Origin of the sequence: Pedobacter hiemivivus (assembly GCF_005144565.1) — a bacterium.
Taxonomy (GTDB): Bacteria; Bacteroidota; Bacteroidia; order Sphingobacteriales; family Sphingobacteriaceae; genus Pedobacter; species Pedobacter hiemivivus.
The window spans coordinates 693,224-712,815 of record NZ_SWDX01000004.1 but is presented as its reverse complement, the minus strand read 5'-3'; the positions used below and the strand labels follow the sequence as shown (position 1 = coordinate 712,815).

General features: G+C 38.5%; 17 protein-coding genes. 2 read left to right on the top strand and 15 right to left on the bottom strand.

Annotated features, from left to right (window positions below; genetic code table 11):
• Positions 1–6: 6 nt before the first annotated feature.
• The 3 genes from FBD94_RS13250 to FBD94_RS13240 are packed head-to-tail and all read right to left on the bottom strand — an operon-like array spanning position 7 to position 1,320.
• Positions 7–351 (bottom strand): cupin domain-containing protein, encoded by a 345-nt coding sequence (locus FBD94_RS13250; protein ID WP_131610750.1) that lies wholly within the window; start codon positions 349–351, stop codon positions 7–9.
• A gap of 35 nt (positions 352–386) precedes the next feature.
• Positions 387–605 (bottom strand): helix-turn-helix domain-containing protein, encoded by a 219-nt coding sequence (locus FBD94_RS13245; RefSeq protein ID WP_131610751.1) that lies wholly within the window; start codon positions 603–605, stop codon positions 387–389.
• Position 606: 1 nt separating this feature from the next.
• Positions 607–1,320: a DUF2975 domain-containing protein gene (locus tag FBD94_RS13240; RefSeq protein ID WP_169472298.1), complete on the bottom strand. Its 714-nt coding sequence runs from the start codon at positions 1,318–1,320 to the stop codon at positions 607–609.
• Positions 1,321–1,709: 389 nt separating this feature from the next.
• Here FBD94_RS13240 and FBD94_RS13235 point away from each other — a divergent pair, with 389 nt between their 5' ends.
• Positions 1,710–2,516 (top strand): PAS domain S-box protein, encoded by an 807-nt coding sequence (locus tag FBD94_RS13235; protein WP_136880499.1) that lies wholly within the window; start codon positions 1,710–1,712, stop codon positions 2,514–2,516.
• On the opposite strand, the gene FBD94_RS13230 is transcribed toward FBD94_RS13235, so the two are convergent.
• The 3 genes from FBD94_RS13230 to FBD94_RS13220 are packed head-to-tail and all read right to left on the bottom strand — an operon-like array spanning position 2,513 to position 4,318.
• Complete coding sequence (locus FBD94_RS13230) at positions 2,513–2,764, bottom strand: DUF1456 family protein (RefSeq protein ID WP_136880498.1); 252 nt, start codon at positions 2,762–2,764, stop codon at positions 2,513–2,515. The genes FBD94_RS13235 and FBD94_RS13230 overlap by 4 nt on opposite strands.
• Before the next feature lies 1 nt (position 2,765).
• On the bottom strand, positions 2,766–4,073 hold the full coding sequence (locus FBD94_RS13225) for a DEAD/DEAH box helicase (protein ID WP_136880497.1): 1,308 nt from the start codon (positions 4,071–4,073) through the stop codon (positions 2,766–2,768).
• Between the two features lie 26 nt (positions 4,074–4,099).
• The gene (locus FBD94_RS13220) at positions 4,100–4,318 is read right to left on the bottom strand and encodes a hypothetical protein (RefSeq protein ID WP_136880496.1); all 219 of its coding nucleotides are present in this window, start codon (positions 4,316–4,318) and stop codon (positions 4,100–4,102) included.
• 219 nt (positions 4,319–4,537) lie between these two features.
• On the opposite strand from FBD94_RS13220, the gene FBD94_RS13215 reads away from it, so the two are divergent.
• A complete protein-coding gene (locus FBD94_RS13215) occupies positions 4,538–5,011 on the top strand; it encodes a ribonuclease H-like YkuK family protein (protein ID WP_131610756.1) in 474 nt (157 codons plus the stop codon).
• Here FBD94_RS13215 and FBD94_RS13210 read toward each other — a convergent pair whose 3' ends face one another.
• From FBD94_RS13210 to FBD94_RS13170, 9 genes are all read right to left on the bottom strand, one after another.
• Complete coding sequence (locus tag FBD94_RS13210; protein ID WP_131610757.1) at positions 5,012–5,593, bottom strand: DUF4468 domain-containing protein; 582 nt, start codon at positions 5,591–5,593, stop codon at positions 5,012–5,014.
• A 63-nt stretch (positions 5,594–5,656) separates the two neighbouring features.
• Entirely contained in the window at positions 5,657–6,715 is a 1,059-nt protein-coding gene (locus FBD94_RS13205; protein ID WP_131610758.1) for a porin, read from the bottom strand.
• A 44-nt stretch (positions 6,716–6,759) separates the two neighbouring features.
• Positions 6,760–8,130 carry an ammonium transporter gene (locus FBD94_RS13200; protein WP_131610759.1) on the bottom strand — a complete coding sequence of 457 codons (1,371 nt, stop codon included), beginning with the start codon at positions 8,128–8,130 and terminating at the stop codon, positions 6,760–6,762.
• 358 nt (positions 8,131–8,488) lie between these two features.
• Positions 8,489–9,445 carry a TIGR01212 family radical SAM protein gene (locus FBD94_RS13195; RefSeq protein ID WP_136880495.1) on the bottom strand — a complete coding sequence of 319 codons (957 nt, stop codon included), beginning with the start codon at positions 9,443–9,445 and terminating at the stop codon, positions 8,489–8,491.
• A gap of 156 nt (positions 9,446–9,601) precedes the next feature.
• Positions 9,602–11,536 carry a protein-disulfide reductase DsbD domain-containing protein gene (locus FBD94_RS13190; RefSeq protein WP_136880494.1) on the bottom strand — a complete coding sequence of 645 codons (1,935 nt, stop codon included), beginning with the start codon at positions 11,534–11,536 and terminating at the stop codon, positions 9,602–9,604.
• A gap of 38 nt (positions 11,537–11,574) precedes the next feature.
• The gene (locus tag FBD94_RS13185) at positions 11,575–13,092 is read right to left on the bottom strand and encodes a redoxin family protein (RefSeq protein ID WP_131610762.1); all 1,518 of its coding nucleotides are present in this window, start codon (positions 13,090–13,092) and stop codon (positions 11,575–11,577) included.
• Between the two features lie 34 nt (positions 13,093–13,126).
• Positions 13,127–14,590, bottom strand: coding sequence for a RagB/SusD family nutrient uptake outer membrane protein (locus tag FBD94_RS13180; RefSeq protein ID WP_131610763.1), 1,464 nt, complete (start codon positions 14,588–14,590; stop codon positions 13,127–13,129).
• Positions 14,591–14,602: 12 nt separating this feature from the next.
• Positions 14,603–18,214, bottom strand: a complete 3,612-nt coding sequence (locus tag FBD94_RS13175; RefSeq protein ID WP_136880493.1) for a SusC/RagA family TonB-linked outer membrane protein — start codon at positions 18,212–18,214, stop codon at positions 14,603–14,605.
• A 124-nt stretch (positions 18,215–18,338) separates the two neighbouring features.
• The gene (locus FBD94_RS13170) at positions 18,339–19,580 is read right to left on the bottom strand and encodes a FecR family protein (RefSeq protein ID WP_131610765.1); all 1,242 of its coding nucleotides are present in this window, start codon (positions 19,578–19,580) and stop codon (positions 18,339–18,341) included.
• Between the last annotated feature and the right edge of the window lie 12 nt (positions 19,581–19,592).

Here is a 19,592-nt window from a genome sequence, read left to right as displayed (position 1 = left end):
ATCTTGCTATATAAAATCTTCCCTATGTGGGCTAAATACGTCTATCAATACCCCAGGCTCCAGACATACAGAGCCATGTAAAGTGTTAGGTGGTACATAAAAACCGTCACCCGTTTTTAAGATCTGTTTTTCATCTCCAATCGTCAGTTCAAAAATACCACTTTCTACATAGCTCACCTGAGTATGCGGATGTTCGTGAATTGAACCTATAGCATCTTTCTCAAATTTCACCTTCACCAGCATAACACGGTCATCATAACCATAAATCTGCCTTTGGATTCCAGGAGAGGCATATTCCCAGGGAATATCTGCACCCTGCTGAAAGTTTTTGCTTTTTAATAAATCACTCATATCTTCTTTTCTATAATTCAGTTCATTGTTTTAAACTATACTTCCGCTTCCCCAGACGAGTACTCCAATACATCTCCAGGCTGACAATTCAGCGCTTTACAAATTGCATCCAAGGTTTCTACACGAATAGCTTTGGCTTTGCCTGTTTTTAAAATGGAAAGATTTGACATGGTAATGCCTACTTTTTCACTGAGCTCAGTAAGCGACATTTTGCGCCGAGCCAGCATTACATCAATATTTATGATTATAGACATCTTAAACAGTTAAATCTTGTTCATCCTTCAACTTTTTACCTTGTTTAAAAGCGAAATACAAAGCTGCAAAAATAACACTTAAAACGGCAGGCTTCCAGAAAACACCCCAAGCATCAGTACTTAATTTGAGGTCTGCCGTAAAATATTTGTAAAAAACTACTCGAATTAAAAGATTTAGCAAGAATAGAATCAAGGGTATCAACAAAAAGCTCATTGCAATCATCTTTAAACGCCGAACATTTCTATCAGAAAATGGCGTCCCTGTCGCAATCTCCAATAGAACTTTAATAAAGCCACCGACAATATAATAAAGAAAATATAGTATAAAAAGAATTGCAAAACAGGCCAGTATTATATTTAATATACTGAAAGTAGTATTACTTACAGGAAGAAGCATACTCTTCGTCCAGGTATCATACCTAAAAGGGACCGCAATATCTACTTCATCACATTTGTATCGAAAATTATTTCCATTAGCTAAACCAATTGGTTTACAAATAACCTTTCTTACATAGGGCTTTCCTTCTTTAACGTAGTACCTAACAGGATCTAATACTCCTACTGTATCTAAGGTCCACCAATGAAGCGAAATAAAATGCTCTTTAACTTTAGACTTATCATTATCCCATATTGAACAATCCTCACATCTTTGAAGTGCCGTTGCCCCAATAAACATAAAACTAAAAGATCCTCCTGCTAGCGTCCCATTTTTCATATACCGCCTTTGTTTTACACTGTCAGTCAGCCGGAGAAACCTTCGATGGGAAATGCTATCCGGAACTAATGCATCTATTGGTACCAAAGTCTTCTCCATCTCATACATAGTAGCCGACGAATCCGACGAAGATCCACCTGTCTTAATCATAAAAGGAAGAATGCTCAGGAGAAGTAAGACTCCAAATGAGACTACTAAAACGCTAACAACTATATTAATCGTACGCGAATTGAGAAAGTTAAGCTTCATAATTAAAAGTTTAGACTGCAAACATAAACATTATTCAATAAATATTTATTGTAAATCAATAAATATTTATTGACTTACACCTCATTTTGTATTTACCACATATCTTTGCTAAATTTAATCAATCATCCTTATCGCTCTATATGGAAATACAATCTGGCTACGCTACGCGCCGGCCCTTCTTTTTTATCATCCTCATTTACCTCGCCGCAGGCTTAGCTTGGTTATACCTTGGAAGTATCATTATTGGCATTGTAGACCGTAATAATCCACATGTAGATCTCCGCTACCTATATACAGGTAAAAACATATCTTTCCTGCTTTTCACGGGGACAGCTTTATTCTTTCTACTCAGAGCCCACCATAAACGTTTGTTGCGCGCAGAAAGCAATTATTTCAAATTATTCGAAGCCTCACCAGGAGCCGTATACGTAATGGATAAAACTACCTTCAGGTTTCTTGCCGTTAATGATGTAATGGTCAAAAAATACGGCTATAGTCGTGGACAACTGCTAAAAATGTCAGCCTTAGACATCCGCCCTGAAGAGGAAAGAAAGAAATTAAAGGATTACCTCTATTCCGACCATACAGAAGGACACGAAACGGGGATCTGGTTACATCAGAAAAAAAACGGTGAGCTTTTCTATATGCTTATTTCGCACCATTCTATAAAATTCAAAGACAATGATGCCTATATTGTGATTGCTATTGATATAGACAGAAGCGTAAGAAACGAAAGAAGACTCAAAGAGATTGCCTGGACAAACTCACATGAAATCAGAAAACCGGTAAGTAATATATTGGGATTGGTTCAACTCATGAAGGCAGAACACCCTGGTGAACCTACTGACACGAACCTTGTTGAAATGCTTGTTACTTCAGCACATGAACTTGATACCGTAGTAAAAAAGATCAATTCACATGCTGAAGAACTAGATAAGCGAACCTAGGCGCTTGCCGCTCCTGGATCTTGCTTTGGAGGTCTTGGTCCACGTTTATAAATCACAAGACCATTTAAAAAATTACGTAGAATCTGATCGCCGCAAGGCTTAAAATTAGGGTGATCATCGCTTCTAAAAATATCTCCAAGCTCGCTTTTGCTTACTTTAAAATTTACTAGAGACATTATTTTCAATATATCATCGTTGGTAAGCGCTAGCGCTACACGCAACTTTTTAAAGATATCATTATTACTCATATTACATTGCTATTTCAATCTTTACCTTTTTATTCTTTATTCTCTCGTTAGTAAGCGCTCCTAAAATGCTATTTACCATTTTACGCTTCACAGCCACATAAGAAGCCTGATCTTTTACTTCAATCAAACCAACATCCTCTTTCTGCAAGCCACCCTTTTTCAGCAACAAACCAACAATATCTATTTTATTGACTTTGTCTTTTTTCCCAGCGGCGATATATAAAGTTTGCCACTCACTATCTCTAGGAAGTGTGAAATTACCTTTCAGGGCTTCTAACTCGATATCACCTTTCAAAAAAGGATACTTTTCATCGTCAGCAACAATCAGGTAAGCCGTACCTTTTGCATTCATACGTGCCGTACGTCCGTTGCGGTGCAAAAACGCATCCTCCGTATAAGGCAATTGGTAATGAATGATGCATTCTACTTCCGGAATATCCAAGCCCCTTGAAGCCAGATCTGTGGTAATTAAAATTTTAATACTACCATTCCTAAACTTTAATAACGCCCGCTCCCGCTCATCCTGCTCCATTCCACCATGAAAAATATCATGTGAAAGATCCTGATCAATTAGCAAGTCACTAATTCGATCCACGGTCTCCCTGTGATTACAAAAAATCAGCATGTTTTTATGACCAACCTTACAGATCAGCTTTAATAAAGTAGGCAACTTATCTTCTGCAGTCGTCAACACCTTTTTCAGCTTTAAATCTGGTGCTACAGCAGCATCTTTTAGAAAGTTAATCTCTACAGGTTTACTAATCCCAGTAAAATCAGGGATTTCTTCCATTGAAGTTGCCGATGTCAATATTCTTTGTTTTAACGAAAGCAGCTTTCGGATGATATATGACATATCTTCCTGGAAACCGAATTCCAATGCTTTATCAAATTCATCAAGTACTAACGTAGTAATCCCTGACTCGTCAAAATTTTCATGACGAAGGTGATAAGCAATCCTACCGGGAGTTCCGATCAGTACTGCTGGCGGTTGCTCAAAATTGTTTCTTTCCGTTTTTACAGGGTGCCCACCGTAGCAGCAGTTCACCTTAAAGCCGGTAGACATTTGCCTGAACACCATTTCAATTTGTAAAGCCAACTCACGTGAGGGCACCAATACCAGTGCCTGAACGCCAGCCACATCTTTCTTTAAATTTTGTAATACCGGCAACAAGAAACCTAATGTTTTACCCGACCCCGTAGGAGCCAACAAAACTAAATCACTCCCTGTTTTACTTGCAGCAAGCGTCTCTTCTTGCATTTGATTAAGGGAAGTAATCTTTAATTTCTCCAGTATCTTTTCTACCATCATGGCGCAAAGATAGTGGAATTAAGGCATTAAAACTTCAGATACTTCTCCCGCAGAGACTTCAACGAGCTATTTAATCCCATATCCAGATTCATTAACATGCGTCCGCGTTCAGCAATCCATGTCGTCATCTTTCGATTAACCCGCTTCACAGGCATATAAACCCGCTCTTCCATCACTTCGAGATAATCAACTGACGCTCTGCTCTTTTGAAGCAGATAAAATTCATTTAACAATTCTGTCTTCATAATGCTTATATTTAGTTATTGATTCTCCTTATTTAACGAAAGCGTATTCCTCTTATTATAACAACTCTCCTTCAAAAGAGTTTAAATATACGACTAAACTGTTGACAACTAGATAATTGTTAACAATTAAACTACAGTACTTTAACACGTTTTTAATTTTATCCCCTTATTTTTAGGAAACCTGAATACGGGTTGTTTAACAAAAACATCAATTAACGTATGAACTGGAAGAAATTTAGCGGCGAAATCGTTCATTCTCCAATCCTCGAAGAGATTGAAAACGCCATCATCAGAGAAACCGACAACGGCTACAAGCTTAAAGTCTGCATTGGAACAGACTCACAGGTAAAAGGCCCACTTACAGACTTCGCTACCGTAATTGTTCTGCTAAGGGAACATCATGGCGGTTTCATGTATATTCATCAGGAAAAAACAGCGCAAAAAATGAGCATCAAAGAAAGGATGCTGGTTGAAGTGCAAAAGTCTATCGAAACGGCTTATTCCATTTGCGATCTTTTAGACCTATACAATGTGGATCTGGAAGTACATGCAGATATCAATACCAACCCAATGTTTAAATCAAACAAAGCTTTAAATGAGGCTATGGGTTATATTTTAAGTATGGGATTCATTTTTAAAGCAAAGCCCGAAGCATTTGCTAGCTCTACCTGTGCAGATAAAATGGTGCATTAACTACCACTTTTTAGCAGGACTCACAGGCTCAGCTTTTATTACTGGTGGCGCAGCAACTTTATTCATCATCGCCGCTTTAAAACGTCCGGCAAAAACATTCGCAGCGCTAGTTGTCGCCTTTAGGTAACCCGCCCATTCAGCTGCATTCAACTTCCCCGGCCTGGTCTCAAGTGGCATCCCAACAGTCGTTGAAGGAACGAAATTGCCATAGCGATCTCTTTGGTATGGAATAAAATTAAAATCAGTCAGCCAGAAACGATACTTCCCATCTCTGATTTCCGCGTAAAAATTATAAAGCACCTCACCAGATGGGCGACTTAAAACCATGGCCGTTTTATTGATGATCAGCTTCCCTTCAGCCTGGAAAACCGAATCGCTTTCCCGAGATTTCAATTTTAATGATTTACTTGATTTTTTAAAAAAAACAGTAGCCCTTGCATTCAAAGAATCTTTAGAAGCATCCTTTACTGTCACTACTTCATAATAAATCAATTTACCCCTATCATCGTTAGACAATGGCCTTTCTTGGGCAAAACAGGCAGCAGAAAAAAACAATAAGATAGCTAGAGTTAAGGTTTTCATAATATAAAGATATAAAAAAGCCATCGGACAATTCCGATGGCTCATTATTAAATGTAATAGAGACTAAAATGCGTAAACAGCAGCCAAAGAGAATTGTGAAGCTGATTTAGTTGGCGTAATGCCATCGCTTTTAAGGAAAGACTGCGAAAAGTCTTTATCATTATCAAAACGAACTTCAGGAATAAAAGTTAAACCACCTGCTTTGATATTTGCAGATAATGTTCCGGAAAGTACACTGGCATCTGCCCCTCCAGAAACACCTTTAAAATTCATATATTCTGCTCTTACACCCAAGCCAACCGAAGGACTGAATGCATATTGCGGATATAAAGCTACACCTGTATAACCAAAGTTATCACTTCCAGCACTAAGATCTGCAGCATTTAAGCCTATTTTAACTTTCTCAGTAACCTGATAAGAAGTTGTTAAATCAACAATTGTACTGTAGTTTCCGTAGGCATCTAATCCATGTAAGCCATTTATGTAAGCAGTCCATCCCTTAATAGGAGAAACCATTAGTTGACCGCCAACACTTGACACTCCACGAGAAGCAGAATATGAATTCCACTCATTAAACAAACCTAACATCAAGCTAACTTTATCAGAGAAAGCATAAGTACCTTTTACCCCAGCATTCTGGAAAGGCCCGTAGCTAAAAAGGTAAGAGGTCGAATAATTGAAGTTGGCTACTGGTGAGATTACTTCATAACCAATAAATGTACCCATGTAACCTGCAGTCATTGTAAACTTATCCGTGAAAGCATAGTTTACATACAAGTTCTGAATGTGAAAACTAGAAGCAGAAACATCATCACCATTCGCAGTAAGCGCATAAGAACCATTAGGTATCGATTGTCCCTGTCCTCGTGGTCCAAAAGACAGTTCTCCAACAAACGATGCCTTACCTGTAGTTTTCTTTAAAGCGAGATCAACCATACCTAATGAAACCGAATTCTGGTCAGTAACAAAGGATGTTTTGATATTTGGTGCTTTTGCGAAGTCATACTTAAAGTAAGTATCTACCGATCCTGAGATCTGTAATGGCGCTTCTGTAGCCTCTTGTGCATAAGTTGCAGAAGCGATGGTCAATGATGCTAAAGTGAATAGAGATCTTAATTTCATAATCAATTGGTTTGAGGTTGGTTAAATGGTTGAATAATTTTTACTTAAAAAGTATTTTCGACTTCCTGACCAGCTACGATCAGTGTACCTTGAGAGTATTTTTCATTGTGCTGACTTGCATCCAAACCTTCTTCTTCTTCTTCAGAAGTTACGCGGATTGGTTGTACCAGGTTAATCAGTTTAAAGATGACAAATGACATCACGAAACTGAAGATCACCACAATTACAACACCTTTTAATTGAGTTAAGAAGAATGCAGGATTACCATATAACAATCCATCAACACCAGCGCTATTTACTGTTTTAGTAGCAAATACACCTGTTAGCAACATCCCAACAATACCACCTACACCATGGCAAGGGAATACGTCTAAAGTATCATCTAATGAAGTTTTTTGTTTCCATGATACCGCAAGGTTTGAAATTACCGCAGCAATTACACCGATGAAGATACTAGAAGGAATACTTACAAAACCCGCACCTGGAGTGATGGCTACAAGGCCAACAACCGCACCGATACAGAAACCCAATACAGATGGTTTTTTACCTCTTGAAACATCAAAGAACATCCAGGACAAACCAGCTGCACCAGCCGCAATATTGGTTGTTAAAAAGGCTGAAACCGCTAAACTGTTTGCACCTAAGGCAGAACCCGCATTAAAACCGAACCAACCAAACCAAAGCAATCCTGTACCGATTAATACATAAGGAATGTTAGCAGGTGGTACTTCACGGTGTTCAATATGAGATTTTCTACGTTTCAATACCAATGCACCAGCCAAAGCAGCCATACCAGCAGAGATGTGTACAACAGTACCACCAGCAAAATCAAGGACACCCATTTTAAACAGGATACCATCTGGATGCCATGTCCAGTGTGCCAAAGGAGAATATACCAATAGCGAGAACAGCACTATAAATAAGATGTATGAAGTGAAACGGATACGTTCTGCAACAGCGCCTACCACCAAACCTGGAGTAATGATGGCAAACATCAATTGGAAAACAGCAAATAATGAAAGTGGAATCGTTGCTGCCAGACTCCATGATGGGCTAGAATTGACACCTTGAAAGAAGAAAAAGGTTCTAGGGTCTCCAATCAAACCACCGATTGAATTACCGAAGGCCAGACTAAAGCTAACTACTACCCATAATACAGAGATTACACCTGCAGCTACCACACTTTTGATCATGGTAGAGAGCACATTTTTACGATGAACCATACCACCGTAGAAGAAAGCAAGCCCAGGAGTCATTAAAAATACCAAGGCCGAAGCAATTAATACAAAAGCGATATCTGGTCCACTGTATTTTCCCTCGTCAAAATTAGGAAGTAAGGGAATAAATAGGGCAAGAATTGCAATTATTAATAAAACTGCAAATGGGCCCCACTGTTTAAACAAAACTTTTGCCATAATGTTAGATTTTACTTGTTATAATTATCAGTTTATTTGATTTTTTTTCTAAATCTACGGATTAATTCTAGAAAACAATATTAATAACCATACAATTTCAACGAAAACGTTATAATTTTCATTACAAATCAATCAAAAACATTAAAAATTATCAAAAACACAGTTAATATTTTGATATAATCTAATATTAGAGCAAAAAAAATATCTGTTTTTTGATAAATAAATAAAAATCACACAAAATCAGATAAAAAATCAAAAAACACAGAATCATACACAGAAATGAACCCCGCGTAAACAAAAACATCCCGAAATTCGGGATGCAAAAAAAATTAACAGAATAAAATGTAATGAATTGCCTTTATTTGGCTAATGGTACATAAGCGCTGCCCTGTACTACCCCTCTTTTCTCAATCTCCTTATCAATATAAGTCTGAATGGCAGATTTGTTCAATCCCCAATTGGGCGCAATCAGTAAATCCCAGTCGGATATACCAAACAAACGCTGAATAACCACATCAGGTCTTAATAAAGGAATCAACTTACACAGCAAATCAGTGTATTCCTCAAGAGAAAACAGTTTAAATGGCTGTTTTTTATATTTAGCTCCCATTATAGAGCCTTCAACAATGTGAAGGTGATGGAATTTTACGAATTTAATCTGAGGGAATTTATTAATCTCATGGATATAGCTCAACATCATCTCTTCAGTTTCCCATGGAAAACCAAAAATAGTATGTACGCAAAGATCTAGCTTAGAATTTTCAAGTAGTTTAACCGCTTCTACAAACTCGCCATGACTGCAACCTCTATTGATCTGGTTTAAGGTCTCATCATATATAGACTCCATACCCATTTCCAAATCCACATCAAAACGATCGGTATAGCTTTCCAGTAAAGCTACTTTTTCAGCATCTATACAATCTGGTCTTGTACCTACAGAAAAACCAACAACATCTTCGGTGTTTATAGAAAGTGCTTCATCATACATCATCTTTAAATAATGTACTGGCGCATAAGTATTGGTGTTGGGCTGAAAGTAAACGATAAACTTATCAGCTTTATAAAAACCCTTTCCTCTTTCCATCCCCTGCTCTAACTGCTCGCGGATGGTAGGGAGCTTGCGGGAAAGCTCGGGCGTAAAAGAATCAACATTGCAATAGGTACAACCGCCGTAGCCTTTGCTACCATCACGGTTAGGACAGGTAAAACCTCCATCAACAATTACTTTAAATACACGCTGTCCTTTATATTTTTGTTTAAGGTGCGTACCGTAATTATTATATCCTTTTATGCCTAAATCTAACAGAGTTCCCAATTGCTTATCTTTTATTTTTGCAAAAGTACGGCTTTTTAATTTATTCTGCTGCCCTCCAGTATAGAAGGACAACAGAATGAATCATAAAATTACTTTAACAAGTCATTTATAGCAGTGACTGCAAACAGGCTAAGACAATATAATGTCGGGTTCATTTTACAATTGTATTTTGTACTCCTTATCATTAACAGGAGGAAAGCAGATGTGCGTATCACAGCATTGGTAAGTTACCGCACATACAACCTCCCCTTTTCCGCTGCCACTAATTTCTTGTGTAAACATCACTTCGTCTTCATAAATAGTGGTACCACTATTACTAAAGTACTTAAAAGAAGGTTTCTTTAAGTCGCCCACTTTTACATAGCCGGCAGGGAGGTTAATTTTAAGCCCTGTTTGTATGTAAGGATCTACATTAGCAACAAATGCGTAAATGTGATATCCAGGGTGAATTTTGACTTTTACCACAACCTCTTTCCTGTCTGTACCTTTATCAACTATACCCGTTGCCACACTTACTGCATTATTGTCGTCCGTTTGTGCTGGTTTAATATTATTATAAGAAACATCAGACTCTTTTTTCTTATAATTATTGCCATCTATGCTTTTATCATTGGTATTGACCATAAAGTAATAACCACCAGTTTCGGTAAAGAATATTCTGTTCTTATTTTTCTCATACCAGTTTCTCCACTCCCCGGATGTTTTATAATCCAATAAGGTATAACGGTCAAGAATGCGTTTTGCCTTATCCACCTCCTGTCCTTTTTCCAGCATAGAGATACATTTTTCAAGCAATCTTTTATCATGGTAAGGAATTCCCAGACTTTTCACATCCTCATCTACTTTAATCACATAGCTTGCATCCTCAGCATAGAAATAGTCTTTATTCTCCTCATAATACTTTAGATAAGCCGCTGAGTTTGTCCCAAACTTATCGAACATTTCTTTCTGATTTTTCTTAAGAAAATCCTCAAAAGTTTGTTTGGGCTGTGGTTGATAGCTTAACAATTGCTCTTCCCGTTCAGTCAGTTTTTCATTTTTAGCTTTTTTATCGGCTATTCTCTTTTTCTCTTTCAGCATCTCCTGATCAAACTTCAGGTTCATGTCTGCATAACTGTCAAACGCTTCTTTTGTTGCTAAGTATTTTTTCTCTTTCAGATATTCTCTTGTTGCCCGTCTGTCCAGATATTTCCTGGCAATGACGCCTTTTTCCTTAAACTCTGAAATATAAACAATTGCATTTGCCAACACTGTTTGTGCTTCCGGAGTCATGTATTCAGGCGATGCTGCAAAACCCCAATGGAAAAAATTACCATGTCGGCCTATGGCAACAGCATCCAGCGTTTTTGCACACACCCCACTTGATATAGATTCTGCATCAGGAGAGTCTTCAAAACCCCATGGCCTCGCCACCATCCCTATCCTAAACCCTTTATCAGAAACATATCCCTTTGTTTGCACCCGCCACATCGGTAATGACTTAGGTGTAGGCTTGCCCAAAAAATACTCATAATGAAAAGCATCTTCTGGAGTAGGCTTTTGTTCGATGGTCATTTTCACAGGGAAGGGCCCTTTGAATATCTGATGGTCCTTGCGGAAACCATGCGCGTAAGCGTCAAGACAAAGGCAATACCAGTCCAGTTTTAAGCCTATACTACGACCTAACTTCTCACCCGTTTCACCAATAAAAAGCATCGGCTTGTCAAAATCTTCGGTCAGATATGCTGCCGGCACATATTTAGTAACCTTCCCTTGAGCATCCTTAATCATTTGCCTTTCTGCTATTGCCTTAGGTGTGCCATCGACAACAGTTACATCATACTCATTTGACATATCCTGAGTATAGACCTTAGCATCTATGACTTTTACCACTGAAAAATATTGTTTCAACATCGCTTCAAATGAAGCCGAGCGACGCTTTACATCCTTTTCCTTCTCTTCAGGAGTTTTAAATACATCATTCTCCCAGTTGGCAGAGCCACCCACATACAGCACCCGGAGCTTATTCGAGCCCGCCGGCTTTTGCGCATATACAACCGCAGTACTACAAAACATTAACAGCACTACAGCAATCAAATTCCTTATTTTCATACCTTTAAGTTTTAAATTCTTTTATACTTGCAAAACATTTATCCTTTACGGTCTAGCATTAAATTAATCATCAATTCGAGTTCATCTTCATTATCTCCGTCTGTTCTGAAATTTGAAAATACAACGCGACCCTCTTTATCTATGATGAAATTTGCCGGAGCAGCACCTCTATTGTCAAGATTACCTTTTTGTCTGCCTTCAATATCTTCCAAAGGCGTGAAGCTATAGCCACTTCCTTTCATAAAGGGCACAACATATTCATTTTGGTCAGATACGATATTGATCCCCACATAGCTAAAATCTTTTCCTTTAAACTTACGGACAACATTTTCAAAGTGAGGGAATTCACCTCTACATGGTCCACAACCCGGGAACCAATAGGTCAGCAACACAACTTTTCCTTTGTAATCAGACAATGAAGTCTGACCAGGCGTCAGGTAGTTTTTTAGTGTAAACGCTGTTGCGGCCTGCGCATTACTGTTGATATATTTCAAAATGTCGGTATTTACCTGACCTTCATTTTTGCCCAATTTGACACCATAACCATTAATAACTGATTTCAGTTTAACGCCTGGTTGTTTCGCAAAAGCGAAAATTAAACTATCATAAGCGGCATTGGTATTACCTGCCAGTGCATAGGCTTCGGCTTTTAACACCAGTATTTCCTTATTAAAACTATAATATCTTGGCAATTTCACCTGAGCCAATAATGCCAGGACCTCTGCAGATTTCTTTTCCTTCATTAAAGCTTTCGCATCATTAACACGTTGCGCTTGCAATTTAAGGTTGGTCCACTCCTTTTCCTGCTTTTCAATTTTAGCCATATCCTGTGCCAGCTCTAAAGCCTTTTTTGAATCTTCAACCAACAATAAATCAAAATAAGAAGTCATACCACTTGCCGACCAGTTAAATTTGGCTGGTGAATAGCTGTTACGCAACAACTCATAATATTTCATTTTATCGGCAACATCTTTCGAACGCGTAGCATACCAATATAAGGCCTGGGCACCACGGTCACTCTCAGGAAAACGTTTAGCAACACCCATTGTTAAATCATGATATGTTTTTGGGTCTTTGTCGCGGAAACCACTCGAATAATAAAATGCATAAGAAGCATTTTGAGGATCACTCTCTGTTGCTTTTTTTAAGTACTCATCCCCGCCTTTGAAATCGCCCCAGCGTTGTGCATCTGTCCATAAACCACCCCAGGCTTCTGTAAAATTAGGATCAATGGCAACAACTTTTAGCAGATAAGGCTTTGCTTTAGGGCTTTCATGATTCAAATATGCTTTAGCTAAAGCATAAGGTACTATGGCCGACTTAGGGAATTTCTTCATCCACTTGTCGTACTGCGCAACCACCGCAGGGTTGGTTACACCTGCTGCTTTAATATATGCATCATGGGCACTTAAACTATCAGGAGCAGCTTCAACAGCTTTAGCTAAGGTCGAAAGTGTTGCTTTATCTGCAACCGTTTCAGTTTTTTTACCCTGAGCAATGCTCAGGGTTGGTATGGCAAGACTGCATATTAATGCAATTTTAATTAATCTTTTCATGCTATCAGGGTTATGCTTAGGTTAGGAAAAATATTTAATAAGGGTTTTGTGCGATTTGACCTTTACTGGCATCCATTTCTACACCATTAATAGGTACGAGCAAACGATTTGCACTTAAGGTATATGTTTTAGGTGCATTCATATTTACACCAGTAAGATTTACCTCAAAGAAATCACGGACTACCATAACATTATCAGCTGGATAATCATTTACACTAAGGCGACGAATGTCGTACCAACGCATTGCAAATGGCATTTCCCTTCTTCTTTCTTCCAAAACCTTTTTAATAGCATCATCTTTATCTATAGCAGTTAAAGCAGTATAAGTACTCATTCGCTTTTGTCGAAGTATATTCACCGTTTTCATTGCTTCCGAAGCATCTCCTTTACGAGCAAGCACTTCCGCTTTATTTAATAAAACTTCTCCAAAACTAGGCCCTTCCGGTATATATCTTCCATCATTAAATACCGTATACCTGAATGCACTTGGAGTAACGACAGAAAATCTTCTTCCCCCATTAGGAATCATGAAACTCTTGTAACGTAAATCGTTTTGAGTATCATACAAAGCTAACAACCCATTACTTGGAACAAACCATTGGGTGCCTATGTAAGCATAACGTGTATAATAAAATTCAGACCAATACAAAAATTTAGAGGCTGCCCAGTCGTTCTGCTCAACATATTTTAATGTAGCTGCAGGATTAGCATATGATGCAGGAATTCCCGGCACCAGTGTATTATAATCTACCAGCTTAGCCGTTGCAGTGGTCAGCGCGATTTCCGCTTGAGCCAAGCTCTGATCATACTCCCCTCTAAATAAGTAAACACGGCTCAAAAATGCCGAAATAGCTTTCTTACTTACTCTCCAGGGACGAAGTGACTCAACGTCATCATTGGTTACTTTTTGAGCCTCAGCAATGTCACTCATTATAAAATCGTAGGTTTCCTGTAAGGTTGCTCTTTTTAAAGATTCTGTATAATTCACAGTCTTCTTTAAAGGTAATCCTAAAGCGTTTAGATTTGCAGCACTATATGGCGCACAGTAGTAGTTGGCGAGCACCCAGTAAGAATAAGCTCTTATAAAATAAGCATCCGCTTTTACACGTTGTCTGCGTACATCATCGCCGGTTACCTGATCTATATTTTCGAGAATAAGATTTGCAGTAAAGATCTTTTTAAATTCTCCTGACCATAGCGCATCAGTCGCTGCAGCAACCACACCATCGACACTATTCACATAATACTGTAGATTATCAATAGTAAAAGCAGTTGAATTATTTTGAAATAGTGCTTTTGGAATCTCTGTATCATCTGTGCTGTAGGCAGCGGTCTGAGAAGTTATATAAGAGAAAGCAGTTGCATTGTCTACCAAGGCCTCTAACTGATCTACTGTCTTGATACTGGCTTGCTTTTTGGGTTCTTCTGAAAGGTATTTTTTACACCCTGCAAATAGAATTAAACCCATAATTATCATTAACGATTGTTGTAATTTCATGATGTTTAGGTATTAAAATTGAAGGTTTACACCGAAAGTATAAGTTTGCACAGGTCTGTTTGTACCAGGCAACCAGTCTGGGTTATACCCTTTACTGTTTGCATGCCATACCATTCCCAGGTCACGGGTTTGCGCAAATACTTTTACATTATTTACCTGTATGGCCTTTGCCAGCTTTTTAGACAATCTATATTCCAACGTAAGCTCTTTACATTCTATGTAAGAAGAACTTTCTACAAGGCTACTTAATGCCGGGGCATAGCGATCCCACAGATAAGTTTTTGTTTCATTAGGGTTAGCAAAGCCAGGAACATCAGGATTACCAGCAAGGACATCACTAATGTATTTACTTACAAAAGATTTACCACCACCGACGGTAGTTGCGTAACTGAAACCAGGATTACGATACACACCACCCATTTTACCAACAAATACTGCGGTAAGGTTAAAGTTATGCACCCTGATGTTATTTACCCAACCCAATGTATGCGGAGGTGTTGCAGTACCTTCATAATTTAGGAAAGGCAAGCCTAATCCTCTGTTGTATAGAGACACATCGTTAAAAGATTGTAAAGTACCATTCGGACCAGCAACCTGTGGCACACCATCCTTCATTCCCATATAAGTGAATGAGTAAACCGCATTTACAGGTTTTCCCTCAACAAAAGCTCCCTCAATCATCTGAAATACATACAGAGAAGGGTTATACAAACTACTGATATTATTGTAGTTGTATGCATAATTTAATGATGTGGTATAATTAATTGGCGTATTAGGTATATCTACATTTGTACCCAATGAAATTTCAATACCCCTGTTGGTGATCCCCGCATTGTTAAACTTCTGGCTGGTTGTACCCGTTGCAGCCGCCAAAGCTACTGTACCAATAATTCCCTCTCCTTGTTTGTTATAAAGATCAATTGACCCGAACAGCTTGTTATTTAACAAGGCGAAGTCAACGCCAAAGTTTGTACTTGTGGTTTTTTCCCACTGTAAAAAAGGATTTCCGTTATCTGCAACTGTACCTGTAATCGTTCCCGTACTAGCATTCAAACTTGATCCAATATTTAAAAGTGCTTTTGTAGAAGTACTGCCATCTACGTTTCCATTCTTGCCATAGGTTAAACGAAGATCCAACCTATTCAATATGCCCAGGTTATCCATAAAATCTTCATTTTTCATATTCCACTTTGCCCCGACAGACCACAATGGCGACCAACGCATTTTAGGATCATCAGTAATGAAGTTAGAGGCATCACTTCTTACACTTCCCGTTAGGGTATATTTATTGTCGTAGGTGTAAGAGGCATTGCTATAGAAAGAAACGTACTTCGTCCGGCCCCAGTCAAACACTGTGTTTCCACCTGGGACCGTAGCATTGGCACCCTGAAAATTTTTAAACTGATCAATAGAGCTACCATAACCATATGGAGGAGCGGTAGCCTGCAATTTATCAGAGTAATAGCCATAAACATAAGGATTAGCACGTTGATTTGTAGTATACTGCGCCATTTCCATACCTGCAATTACAGAAATACTATGTTTCGATCCTATGTTCTTATCGAAATTGAACTGATTTCTGAATAAGTAGCTTTCCAGATCGAGATTATTGACATCGTATTTGGCACCATTAGAAGCTGTAAACTCACGTCCTTTTAATATCCCGCCTTTCGGGATATAAGCTTTTCCTACGGTTTTAGTAGCATTATTATACTCGGTCATTCGGTTTATCAATCCCCTAACAAAGAAGGTATTCTCATCAAAATAATCCTTGTAGTCCGTCTTTGCTCTTTCGTACTGAAGCTTGGTATCAAAAGTCAGCCCATTAACTATTTTCAAGTTAAGCCCTGTCTGGATTCGCATACTTAAATTCTCCGTTTTTAACGATCGTCCGTTAACTTCACGCAACAGATTATATGACCAATCTGCATAGGTAAACTTATCTGTTGGGATAAGTGCCAATTGCTCACGGTTATACACATTTAGGTTCGTCCCATAGCTGCCGTCAGCATTTAACAAAAGCTCATAGGGAGAGAGGTCCTGAATTTCAGCAATAGTAGCTCCGCTACTTTCCTGATCTTTATATTGTAGATTCGCAGCAATGTTGAAATTAAGTCTATTGGAGATTTTAAAGTCGTTATTAAAGTTCAGGTTGATTCGATCATAACCATTTTTGATAAATGCACCCTTGTTATTCTCGTACATTAAAGACACATATGTTTTAGAACGCTCAGTGCCCGACTGCAAGTTTACATTATATTGATTTAGAACTGCTTTGCGCATCAATAAATCCTGGATTTGCGACCTGTTGCTGATTTTGCTTAAACGATCAAGACCAGCATTCATATCTACAGTACTTACTGTCCCTGCTCGGTTTGCATACAGTAATTCCTGGGCCAAAGTAAGCGACTTGGTAATATCACCGAAAGAGCCTGCGTACGGACTCAAAACCCAATTGTTCTCAAATGCTTTACGTTCATAGGCAACATGATCGCTTGAATTTGCCTGCGTAAATGCCTGATCAAGATCTACCCGGTTTGATATTCTTGAAAATACATTTGCATCAATTGTTAGCTTTTGATTTCCTCTCGCTCTCTTTGTTACCACAACGACTACACCATTTGCAGCACGAGCACCCCAGATAGAAGCAGCAGCGGCATCTTTCAATACCGTTACAGATTCAACGTCATTAGGGTTGATATCTGAAAAATCACTATTTGAAACAGGAAAACCATCCACGACAACTAAAGGTTTTCTATCTGCATATAAACTAGTATTACCACGAATCAGGAAGTCCACACTGCCATCTGCATTTTCTTTAGCTTGCATTCCGGCAACTGTCCCCTGTAATGCGGTCGACAAGTTAGATACCGGACGGCGATCCAGGGTTTCCCTGTTTACCTGGCTAAACGAGCCAGTAGCACGCTCCTTTGATATTTTCTGATACCCAGTAACCATAACCTGCTCCAGGCTGGATAATTCTGGCTCCATCTGTATTTTTAAAAAACTCCCATTACCAACAGTTACTTCCTTTGTTTTATAGCCAATAAATGAAACTGTCAGAATGGTATTCTCCTCTACACCTGCCAGTTCAAACTCACCCTTGCTATTGGTAATTACGGTCTTCGTTCCATTTTTAACTTTAATGGTCGCACCGGGTAATGGGACTCCATCTTCGCTTACCACTACGCCCTTTACGGTTATAACTTTAAAAAGATGGATTACCCTATCTAAAATACTAACCTGCTTTCTTCTCACCACAATGGTATTCTGGTCGATGGCATAAGTTAAAGGCTGATTGGCAAATACGAAATCCAACAACACTTTAAGGTCTGTATTAGTTGCATTTATATTGACTCGTGTTGCAGCCTTCAATTCATTTGGTTCGTATAAAAAATCATAGCCACTCTGGCTTTTAATTTCTTTAAATAGCTGCTGTAGGGTGATGTTGTTTTTAGACAAATTTATTTTCTGCGCAAAACTTGTTGCGCTGACCTGAAGTAAACTTATTAGGAGAACGATGCAAGTTAGGTTAATCCGCATGATGGTTCTTTTAGAAGGCACTGGTATTTTTTGCCATAAACAGGCATTATAAACCTGCAAAAATTGTAGGTAAATTTTCATACTTTTGGTTTAATGGGTTAGTTGATATGGTTGTTAACTGCAATTTGAAGGGTAACCCAATATTCTACCGGGAGTGGCTCGAATCACTCCTGGTTTTTATAATTACCCAGTTATACGTAAAAATTTATGGCATAACGATAATTCTCCTTTCTTCCATTTTAAAATGAATATCTCCTGTTAATTCAAATTTTCTTAATACTTCTGACACATTTTTAAAGCGGGATATAGACCCTTCAAAGGATCGATTGTGAAAATCTTTCGAAAAAACTACTTCCACGTCATACCAACGCGCTATCTTACGCATAATACTGCGCATCTCCTCATCCTTAAATATAAAATAACCATTTTTCCAGGCTACTTCGGCATCTGTGTCAACATTTTTAACATTTAATTGAGCTGCCTTTAACAACGCTTGCTGACCCGGTTTTAATATAATTCCAGTTTTAACAACATCGTCGTTTGCCCCAGTACTTATTCTTTTCACCTTTACAGCTCCTTCTATCAATGTTGTCCTTGTCTCCGCATCATCCGCATAATTGCTAACGTTAAAATGAGTACCCAAGACTTCAAGTTCCTGATCATTGGTTCTTACTAAAAAAGGCATTCTTTTCTCATCTCTACGCCCCTTAACTACAGCATACGCCTTTGCCACTTCAAAATACCCTTCGCCTTTCAACTCCACAACTCGTTTATCGCTTCCTGTAAAATCAGTTGGAAACTTAAGAGACGAACTAGCATTTAGCCACACCCTTGTCCCATCTGGTAAATGAACCTGATATTGCCCGCCCTTTGGGGTTTCTATGGTGTTATAGGTAATTTCTTCTTTTCCCATGGCCTTAACCCGTGAAGAAACTTCATAAACAATTTGTCCATCGGCCGTTTTCTTGATAGACAACCCCGATTGCTCTGCAATTTTTCCTGCAGCCGCATCTGTCAATTCAATTTTGCGTCCATTAGCGAGAGTTAATACCGCATTATTGCCACCAGGCTTAACATCATGTGTTGCAAAATCACTTAAACCGATAGCTTTATCATCTAAATAAAAAAAGAGACCCACCGACAAAGTCATCAGTACCAGTGCAGCTGCCGCAATACTTTGCCATAGTTTAATACCCCCCTTTTTGCTTTGAATGGGTTGCCGGTCAAAGCGGCTATCTCCTATAATGCGCTTGTATAACATATCTGATTGCAAATCAGAAAAAGATTGCGCCGTGGGACGACTATCCCATACTTTCTGCATAAAAGCGTATAATTCTGCATCATGATTTGACAAAGTAACCAAATCCATCAGCTCATTATATTCCATTATAGAAATCTTATTACTAGAGTAAGCAATCAATAAATTTTGCAGTCGTCTTTTGTTCATTTTGCTTATTAA